We start from the raw sequence: 9,494 nt of genomic DNA, 5'->3' as shown, positions 1-9,494 counted from the left end.
CCCTGAGGGAGGGACCTGCAATAACCAAAACCCATCCATGCTGTCGCATGGTAGTCCTTCTTACAAATGACTTGGTATTTGGAATTTAGTGTTTGGGATTTCCAGGATTACGAACCTGCGGTGCGTGATCCCTGAGGGAGGGACCTGCAATACCAAAAACCCATCCATGCTATCGCATGACATTACTTTTTACAAAACACTTGTGATTTAGAATGTGGATTTTGGGATTTGGGATTACGCTGCTCTCGCAGCGTGATCCCTGGGTGGGGGCCTGCAATACCCAAAACCCATCCATGCTATCGCATGACATTACTTTTTACAAAACACTTGTGATTTAGAATGTGGATTTTGGGATTTGGGATTACGCGCTACCGCGCGTGATCCCTGAGGGAGGGACCTGCAATAACCAAAACCAAAGTTCGCTTTCGCGAACTTCATTTTATTTGTTTTGCCCGGAAGCTGAAACGAGTTTCGCTTCCTTTCAAAACAAATAAACCCAGACGTTGCCGTCTGGGTTTTGGGTTGCGGAGGAAGAGGGATTCGAACCCCCGGAGGTGTGACCCTCAACGGTTTTCAAGACCGCCGCATTCGACCACTCTGCCATTCCTCCTGTGTGCGGGTGCAAATATAGAAAAGCTTTTTGGTATCCGAAGGCCCGGGATATAGAAAATCTCTTGAGGTCTTCGGGTTAGCGGATTCTATCTATTTTACTATCTTCAACCTTACATTAATTCCTCCGGATGAAATCATTAAAAGTTGCCGTACTGGGGCCCATCCCCAGGGACCATATTACCACCCATAAGGGCGAAGTCATTGAAAAATACGGGTGTGCCACCCATACGGCCATCGGGCTATCCCGCCTGTTGGGGGACTCCGGCACGGTGCATCTGGTCTCCCATGTTCGGAAGGCAGACCTGCCGGGGGTCCTGGAAGTCCTTAGCCCCTACCCCAATATCCGGACGCAGCATATCACCGCCGATGCGGACCAGGGCGATATCATCCAGCTGGAATTCGTAGACCAGAACAACCGCCTGGAACGACAAACCGGGTTTATGAACCCCATTGTGGGATCGGACCTTGAGGGAGTCCTGGATGCCGATGTTTTTGTATGTGTTCCCATTACCGATTACGAAATCCCCCTGGAAACTTTAAGGTACATCAAGGAGCATACCGACGCCCCCATCATCTTCGATGCCCATGGGCCCACCAACACGGTAGATGTCCTGGGCCAGCGCCATGTGCGCTTCTGGGTAGACCGGGATATCTGGCTGCCCTACATCGATGTCCTGAAAATGAACCTGGAAGAATCCCGTTGTTCCTGGTTCCAGGCGGAATACAGCCCTGAGGACCTCAAACCCCTTCATGAAGTCGAAACCACCCACCTGGACGACCTGGCGGCCCATGTGCTTTCGCGTGGGGTGAGATCCCTGATTGTAACCCTCGATGCCGGCGGCAGTGCGGTATACTCCAAGGGCACGGATGGTATCCATAAGGAAATCGTGGGCTCCATTCCGGTAAAGGAAGTTATAGACACCACGGGGTGCGGCGATTCCTTTGCCGGTGGTTTGGGATACGGCCTGCTGGAGAACCCCACCGATTACATTCGCGCTGCCAAATACGCCAACGCCCTTGGGGCCCAGCGCACGCAGGGAAGGACCTTCGATGTCTTCAAGAACCTGGAGGAAACCCAGGCCATGATCCTGAAAACCTACGGCTCCCTGTAACCGGTAACCCGGGTCCATTCGTTCCGTTGGATTTGCGTATTTTTGGCGCTATGCACCAATCCGATCCAACATGCAACGATTAACCTTCCTGCTCGCCTGCCTGGCTATGGCGTGCAACAGCACCCAAAAACCGGTAACCGGGCAAAACCAGCCATCGAACCCTGTGGACGATGCAACGGTATTTGCCGAAACCATTACCGAGGGTGAGCTCAAAGAACACCTTTATATCTACGCCTCCGATGAATTCGAAGGCCGTGAAACAGGTACCGAAGGCCAGAAAAAAGCCGTAGCCTACCTGACCGCAGCGTATAAGGAGATGGCCATTGCCCCGGCCCGCAATACGCAGGAGTACCTGCAGAAAGTCCCGCTGGAAATGGCCAAGCTGCCCAATGGCAGTATCCGCATAGGTGAGAAGTCCTTCGACAATGGGGATGCCTTCCTGACCTTTACCGCCGGTAGCGGAACCTATACGGAAGTGGTTTATGTGGGTTACGGCATCGAAACCGAATCCTATTCAGATTATGGGAACCTGGATGTCCGTGGCAAAGTGTTGTTGATGAAATCCGGAGAGCCGATTTCGGAAGATGGAACCTACCTGCTTACCGGTACAGACCAGCCCTCCAAATGGAGCAATATGTCCGAAGCTATCGGGAAACGCAGGGAGGTGGCGGAAGCCAAAGGAGCCCGTGCGGTTTTCTTTGTGGACGAGGGTAATTTTTCCCGCTACAAGCGTTATTTCGACAACATGAAGAGCAATGACCGGGGGCAGATGAACCTGAAATCGGACGATAATGAGATGCAACTGGTCCTGCTGCAGCCCGAAATGGCCGAAAGGCTTTACCCGGAATGGGACTCGGCCACCGAGGCCACGATGGTACCGGCTGACCTCGAGATTGCGGTGGTTAGTGAGAATGAAATTATCGACTCGGAAAACGTTGTGGCCTTCATACAGGGGAGCACCTATCCGGACCAGTATGTGGTCATCTCTTCCCACCTGGACCACATCGGAGTAAACGCCAATGGTGAGATCAATAACGGGGCGGACGACGATGGCTCCGGGACCGTAGCCCTCCTGGAAATTGCCGAGGCCTTTAAGGCAGCGGCAGATGCGGGGAAAGGACCAAAGCGCTCCCTGGTGTTCCTCCATGTTACCGGAGAAGAAAAAGGGTTGCTGGGCTCCCGTTATTACACCGACATGGAACCCCTCTACCCGCTCGACCAAACCGTAGCCAACCTGAATATCGATATGATCGGCCGGATAGACCCGAAGCGCGAGGGCGACCGGAACTACATCTACCTGATCGGCTCGGACAAACTCAGCACGGAACTGCATGAGCTATCTGAAGCTGTGAACCAGGAATATATGGGCTTGGAACTGGATTACACCTACAACGATGAAAACGACCCCAACCGGTTCTATTACAGAAGCGACCATTACAATTTTGCCAAGAACAACATCCCGATCATTTTCTACTTCAACGGCACCCACGTGGACTACCACCGCCCCGGGGATACGCCGGACAAAATCAATTACGACCTGCTGGAAAACCGGACGCGCCTTATTTTCTATACCGCATGGGAAGTGGCCAACCGGGAGTCCCGTCTGAAGGTAGACCAGGTAGCCCGGTAACCCGTCGCGAATGTGTTTTAAACCCGCTTCAGAGCGGGTTTTTTTATCCCAATAAGCCAACGATTTGGCTTTACCGCGAGGGGCCAGATGGCGCGCTGGCGGGAGGCCTCTCATACAAACCTACCACGCCTTTGCGCGGTAGGTTTTAATTAGAAAAGAACCAAATCTCATTTGAGTTCTTTTCTAATTAAAAAACCTCCAAAAGGAAATCCTTTTGGAGGTTTGTATGGGGTGGAAGACCGGGTTCGAACCGGCGACCTCTGGAACCACAATCCAGCGCTCTAACCAGCTGAGCTACAACCACCGCTTGATCCTGCAGGAACTCACGTCCTGAAGGCGGAGGCAAAGGTACTTCTTTTTGGGAATTGGAACAAAAGATTTTCGGGCATAATTCAGTGGTAACACCCCTAGATTCCTTCGACAGAGCACTCTGGATTTAGGAGATCTTTACCCTGTTTTATCGACGAACTGCACACTTACCCCGACCAAACACACAGAAAACTGGGTTTCACAACAATTTTTCGCAAGGCCTATATACGGAATCTACTTTAGCCGGAAGTCAACCCAACCCCTATGGAAACCCCTGTGCTTTCCTGCAGAATAATACGATTCCTCATCCTGGCCGTGGTATGTCTGGGAAGCCTGGCATCCAGTTTCGGTGCAGACCCCTCCCGAAAATCCCTTTTAGTGGAAATCCGCGCCATGGAACGCATGGATGGGTTTAGCGTTAAGGATACGGCCTATATCAACCGCCTGGTAGACCTGGCCGGGGCCATTCGGTATTACAACTCGGATAGTCTTTACACCCTCGCCAGCCAAACCATTGAATACAGCAAGAAAGCCCGCTATGATAAAGGGGAATGCCGCGGATATTTACGCATGGGGGATTACTTCTCCGACCGGGGCGCCAATGACAAAGCCCTGGACTATTACCGGATGGGCCTCGAGATGACCCGGGAGCACGACTTCGAAGAGCTGCGGCTGAAAATCCTGAGCAACATGGCCGGGGAATTTGGCTACAAAGGGGATTATGGCAGTGCCCTGAACCACTACCTGGAAGCCCTGGAATTGGCTGAGGCGGATGAAAACCTGCTGATGCAGTCCATCATCAATGAGAATATCGCCAACCTCTACGGCGAACAGAAAGACTACGAACAGTGCCTCGCCTATTACAAAAAGGTCAAGCGTATCAACAAATCTATAGGCAACGAGATCATCGAGGCCGAAACCCTTAGCAACCTGGCTTCACTCTATGCGGACATGGGGCAGTTGGAATACGCCATGTTCAATGTAAACCAAAGCATAGATGTCTTTGAACACCACCGGATCCTGGACTGGCTGGCCTTCGCCTATGAGACCAAGGGCAAGATTTACCTGAAGGAACACAACTACAAATGGGCGCTCTATTGGTATAACCAAAGTGAGATGCTACACGGCCAGATTGACGACGACCGTTCCCGTATAGACCTCCTCAACGGCATGGCCAAAGCCCACCTGGCCAAAGGAAACGACTCCCTGGCTACGCATTATGCCAATGTGGCCTTTGACTTGAGCAAGAAAATCAACTCCAGGGACGGGACACGCGATTGCGCCCAGACCCTGTACCGGGTATACCGGAAGAACGAGGATTACGCCACAGCCCTGGCGTACCACGAACTCTTTCAGCAACTCTCAGACTCCCTTTCCAAAACGGAAAACCAGCAAAGCCTGAACCTGCACAAGGCTAAAACGCATTACGAACAACAAAAAGCAGCCCTCATCGCGGCCAGCGACCTGGAGCTCTCCCGGCAAAAACGGTATATCCGGATTGGCTGGGTGTTACTCTTTATAGTGCTGGTTATCCTCTACCTGGTATTCCGTTCGAAGAAACTCCAGAAGCGGCTTACCGAGGAGCTTCGGGAGAAAAAAGACATCCTGGAGCGCCGCAAGGAGGAACTGGTGGCCAACAACGAAACCAAAACCAAACTCTTTTCCATTATCGGACACGACCTGCGTGGACCCATAGGAGCCCTGAAGGGGTTACTGGATATGTTCCGGGACGGGGAAGTCAGCCCGCAGGAATTCAAATCGTTTATCCCGAAACTAAGGGCCGACGTGGACCACATCCACTTTACCCTGAACAACCTGCTCTCCTGGGGGCACTCCCAGCTGAATGGGTCGGTTACCAAACCTGCGTCCATTTCCCTGGCCGGGATTGTACAGGAAAACTTAAACCTGCTGGCGGAACAGGCGCAGAAGAAATCGATCCGCATGGTGAGCGAAGTGGACGAAAACACCCTTATCTGGGCCGATCCCAACCAGGTGGACATCGTGGTTCGGAACCTGATCAGCAATGCCCTTAAATTCACCCCCCACAACGGGATGGTGACCATTAAGGCCACAGAGGAGAACCGCCACTGGGAAATCGCCATCCGGGATACCGGTGTGGGAATGGACCGGGTAACCCTCGAGCGGCTTTTCAAGGATAAAAACACCTCCTCTACCTACGGGACCGACAACGAAAAAGGGACCGGCCTCGGGTTGTCCCTATGCAGTGAAATGGTCGAAAAAAATAAAGGGAAAATCTGGGCGGAAAGTATCCCGCGCAAGGGAAGTACCTTCTACTTTACCCTGCCCAAACCCGCCAACAGCTTTATCCAGGCTGTTTAGATCAGGTCGTCCAGGTTGCGGACCGCTACCGGCCTTTCGGCTGTAAACCCTTCTGCGTATTCCACGCCAATGAGCCTGCCCAAATCCCGCGCCCGGTAAATCACACTATCGGTGAAATTCTTGCTGCTTATGGGGGTGTCCGGCTCGTCGCTCTTCGGGTCGTAGAACTGGGAGGTATAGGCATGGATAGCCTCCATTTTGGTTTCGATAAACCCGCTTACATCGACCACGAAATCCGGCTCCAGGTTCTTCCACTGGATATAGTGATAGACCTGCCTGGGACGCCAGGGTTCCTGCCAGTGATCGTCCCCTTCGGCTTTGGTATCGATCTTCACAAGGCCGCTCAGAAAACAGGCGTCACTCACCAGGTTGCTGCCCCTGGCATGATCAATATGGCGATCTTCAATAGCGTTACACAGCACCACATCCGGACGGAGCCTGCGGATTTCCCGGATCAGGGCCATCTGATGGGTCCGGTCATTGGTGAAGAACCCATCTGCGAATTCCATGTTCTCCCGCATGGCCAAACCCAGGATTTCACCTGCTTTGGCGGCCTCCCGGTCGCGGATTTCCGCCGTCCCCCGGGTACCGAGTTCCCCTCGGGTGAGGTCAATTATCCCTACTTTCTTCCCCTGGGCCACTGCCTTGGCGATGGTGGCCCCTGCCCCGAGTTCGGCATCGTCGGGGTGCGCCCCGAAAACGAGTATATCGAGTTTCATACGATCTTATTTGATTAGGGCCGCACCAGCCGATACTTTTGCGGCAGCCGCCAGAGCCTGGTCAAGGTCGGCAATCAGGTCCTGAATGTCTTCAATCCCGCAGGAAAACCGGATGAGCTCATCAGCGATACCGGCTTTCTCCCGCTCTTCAGGGGAGAGCAGCCCATGGGAGGTTTGGGAAGGCAGGGTCAGGGTGCTTTCCACCCCAGCCAGGCTCATGGAGGGCTTTACCCACTTCAGGGCCTTCACAAAGCGGTCCGCATCGCGGTCCGGCGCCAGTTCGAAGGAAAGCATCCCCCCGAATCCGCGCATCTGGGCTTTTGCAATAGCATGCCCCGGGTGGTCCTCCAGACCGGGATAGTATACACGGGAAATCCCGGTATGGGTCCGCAGGTGCCGGGACAGTTCCAGCGCATTCTGGCTCTGTGCCTTAACGCGGAGCCCCATGGTTTTCATGCTGCGCTCCAATAACCAAACGGTGTAGTCGCTCAGGCTTCCCCCCAGGTTTTTGGCCAGTTGGAAGATCCGGTCGATATGCGCGGCGGAAGCCGCTACCGCCCCGGCGCAGATATCGGAATGCCCGCCCATGTATTTGGTGGCGGAATGGATGATAATATCGATGCCGAAATCTGCGGGATTTTGGTTGATGGGGCTTGCAAAGGTATTGTCGATCATGGTTACCAGCCCCCTGGAGCGGGCCAGGCCGGAAACCGCTTCCAGGTCCGTCAGGTAGAGCAACGGGTTGGACGGGGTCTCCAGGTAAAGCACCTTGGTGTTGGGTCGGATGGCTGCCTCAAAATCGGACGCTTCGGTACCGGTTACAAAGGTGGCCTCAATACCGTATTTCCCGAATTCCTCCCGGACCAGGTTCTGTGTGCCCCCATAAGACTGTTCCGGGAGCACCAGGTGGTCTCCGCTGCCCAGAAAAGCCAGCAGGGAGGTGCTTACAGCGGCCATGCCGCTACCGAAAATCAGCCCGGCTTCCGAATGTTCGAGGTCGGCCACCTTCCGGGCCAGGGCTTCCTGGTTGGGGGTATTGAAGTACCTCGGGTAGCGCTTCGTGTCTACCCCGTCGTAGGCATAGGAAGTACTGGGGAACAAGGGGGAAACCGCCCCTTTGAACTGCAGGTCCTCCAGATGTCCGCTATGCGTGCACCGGGTGTTCATCCCGGCTTTGGATTGTTCCATAGGTCTTAGATGAGTCCTCCAAAAATAAGCAATTACTCACACTCGGGTGTCTTTCCATTTCCCGCTCCTGAAAGCCCGGATAGCCAGGAGGCTGAGCAATACTTCCGCCAGGGTGATGGCCAGGAAGACCCCCATGGGGCCCATCCCCAATACCAGGCTCGCCACATAGGCCAGCGGCAGCTGGAACATCCAGAAGGCCACCAGGTTGATCCTTGTGGGGGTTCGGGTGTCTCCCGCGCCGTTAAACGCCTGGGTAACGACCATCCCATAGGCATAGAACAGGTAGCCTGCAGCCAGGACCCGCAGGCACAGGGCCCCATTCTCCACCACATCCGGGGTTTGGGTAAACAGCCGCATCAGCTCCGGGGCAAATACCAGGTAGCCCACCGAAACGGTAAGCATAAAAATGGCGTTGTACTTGCTGGTCTTCCAAACCGAACGCTCGGCGCGCTCCGGCTGCTCCGCTCCCAGGTTCTGCCCTACCAGGGTGGCGGCGGCATTGCTCATCCCCCAGGCCGGCATGAGGGTAAACATCATCACCCGGATGGCTATGGTATACCCGGCCAGGACCTCGCTCCCGAAGGTGCTCATCAGCCGCATCAGGAAGACCCAGCTGGAAGTGCCGATCAGGAACTGGGCAATACCGCCCAGGGATACGCGCACCAGGTTCCACATGACTGCCAGGTTCAGTACCCAATCCCGCAGGCGGACCCGGATGCGGCCCCACCCGAAGAGCAGGATACTGAGCTGGAAGAGCACGGCCGTGCCGCGTCCGATGTTGGTGGCAATGGCAGCTCCGGTCACCCCGAACTCCGGGATGGGCCCCAGGCCGAAAATAAAAATCGGGTCCAGGATAATGTTAAGCCCGTTGGAGAGGACCAGGGTCCACATGGCCATGGAGGCATCCCCTGCCCCCCGGAAGATGGCATTAATCAGAAACAGGAGCATGATAGTGATGTTCCCGCCTATAAGCCAGCGGGTGTATCCGTAACCCTCTTCGATCAGGTCGGGTTCACCTCCCATGAGCTGGAGGATTTCGCGGGCGTAATGGTATCCGAAAAAACCAATGACCAGGGCCAGGATACTCCCCAGGAGGATGGCCTGCACGGCTGCGATACGGGCTGCAGGTAGGTTTTTCTCCCCCACCCTTCGGGCTACTACCGCGGTTGCGGCCATACTCAGGCCTATGGCAATGGCATAAACCAGGGTAATGACACTCTCGGTAAGGCCAATGGTGGCCACGGCGTTTACGCTCACGCGGGAAACGTAAGCGATATCGACTACGGCAAATACAGACTCCATCATCATCTCCAGGATCATGGGGATGGAGAGCATAAAAATAGCCTTACGCAGGCTGCCGGTCGTATAATCGGATTCCGAGCCGCGAACGGCCTGCAGGAAATACCGGAAATATTTGGTAAAAGTGCTTTTAAGGGAAGGCATGTCTTAGGAATAAGGTTGGACAAAAGGAGGATCAGGGCCCTTCAGGCCCGGCGCAACCCAGAATGGGCGCGTGCACTTACGCTATGTCCGTAGCAGGAATCATCTGTCCTAAGACTTCACAATGAGCCAAATATGCAAAAA

6 protein-coding genes and 2 tRNA genes are annotated in these 9,494 nt (G+C 54.4%); 3 read left to right on the top strand and 5 right to left on the bottom strand.

Translation table 11 applies throughout. The annotated features are described in order from the left end of the window. Positions 1–525: 525 nt before the first annotated feature. Positions 526–610: transfer RNA gene (locus CA832_RS07820), tRNA-Ser, on the bottom strand. Positions 611–740: 130 nt separating this feature from the next. On the opposite strand from CA832_RS07820, the gene CA832_RS07815 reads away from it, so the two are divergent. Both CA832_RS07815 and CA832_RS07810 read left to right on the top strand, forming a co-directional pair. After that, complete coding sequence (locus CA832_RS07815) at positions 741–1,724, top strand: carbohydrate kinase family protein (protein ID WP_088341024.1); 984 nt, start codon at positions 741–743, stop codon at positions 1,722–1,724. Positions 1,725–1,794: 70 nt separating this feature from the next. Beyond that, positions 1,795–3,354: a M28 family peptidase gene (locus CA832_RS07810; RefSeq protein ID WP_088341023.1), complete on the top strand. Its 1,560-nt coding sequence runs from the start codon at positions 1,795–1,797 to the stop codon at positions 3,352–3,354. Between the two features lie 227 nt (positions 3,355–3,581). Here the strand turns inward: CA832_RS07810 and CA832_RS07805 are convergent. Then, positions 3,582–3,658, bottom strand: a tRNA-His gene (locus tag CA832_RS07805). A gap of 269 nt (positions 3,659–3,927) precedes the next feature. On the opposite strand from CA832_RS07805, the gene CA832_RS07800 reads away from it, so the two are divergent. Next, complete coding sequence (locus tag CA832_RS07800) at positions 3,928–6,003, top strand: ATP-binding protein (RefSeq protein WP_088341022.1); 2,076 nt, start codon at positions 3,928–3,930, stop codon at positions 6,001–6,003. Here CA832_RS07800 and bshB1 read toward each other — a convergent pair. The 3 genes from bshB1 to CA832_RS07785 are packed head-to-tail and all read right to left on the bottom strand — an operon-like array spanning position 6,000 to position 9,353. Then, positions 6,000–6,722 (bottom strand): bacillithiol biosynthesis deacetylase BshB1, encoded by a 723-nt coding sequence (bshB1, locus tag CA832_RS07795; RefSeq protein ID WP_088341021.1) that lies wholly within the window; start codon positions 6,720–6,722, stop codon positions 6,000–6,002. The two genes, CA832_RS07800 and bshB1, sit on opposite strands and share 4 nt — an antisense overlap. A 6-nt stretch (positions 6,723–6,728) precedes the next feature. Then, positions 6,729–7,910: a trans-sulfuration enzyme family protein gene (locus CA832_RS07790; RefSeq protein WP_088341020.1), complete on the bottom strand. Its 1,182-nt coding sequence runs from the start codon at positions 7,908–7,910 to the stop codon at positions 6,729–6,731. A 36-nt stretch (positions 7,911–7,946) separates the two neighbouring features. Next, on the bottom strand, positions 7,947–9,353 hold the full coding sequence (locus CA832_RS07785; RefSeq protein WP_088341019.1) for an MATE family efflux transporter: 1,407 nt from the start codon (positions 9,351–9,353) through the stop codon (positions 7,947–7,949). Positions 9,354–9,494 lie beyond the last annotated feature (141 nt).

The sequence above is a fragment of the Robiginitalea sediminis genome (assembly GCF_002198115.1).
GTDB classification, from domain to species: Bacteria; Bacteroidota; Bacteroidia; order Flavobacteriales; family Flavobacteriaceae; genus Robiginitalea; species Robiginitalea sediminis.
The sequence above is the reverse complement of the archived record's forward strand: the minus strand, read 5'-3'. Positions and strand labels throughout refer to the sequence as shown.

Bases quoted from the DNA above. Each gene is read 5' to 3' on its own strand.
- CA832_RS07800 (WP_088341022.1), top strand. From the start codon at position 3,928: ATGGAAACCCCTGTGCTTTCCTGCAGAATAATACGATTCCTCATCCTG.
- CA832_RS07785 (WP_088341019.1), bottom strand. From the start codon at position 9,353: ATGCCTTCCCTTAAAAGCACTTTTACCAAATATTTCCGGTATTTCCTG.
- CA832_RS07790 (WP_088341020.1), bottom strand. From the start codon at position 7,910: ATGGAACAATCCAAAGCCGGGATGAACACCCGGTGCACGCATAGCGGA.
- bshB1 (WP_088341021.1), bottom strand. From the start codon at position 6,722: ATGAAACTCGATATACTCGTTTTCGGGGCGCACCCCGACGATGCCGAA.
- CA832_RS07815 (WP_088341024.1), top strand. From the start codon at position 741: ATGAAATCATTAAAAGTTGCCGTACTGGGGCCCATCCCCAGGGACCAT.
- CA832_RS07810 (WP_088341023.1), top strand. From the start codon at position 1,795: ATGCAACGATTAACCTTCCTGCTCGCCTGCCTGGCTATGGCGTGCAAC.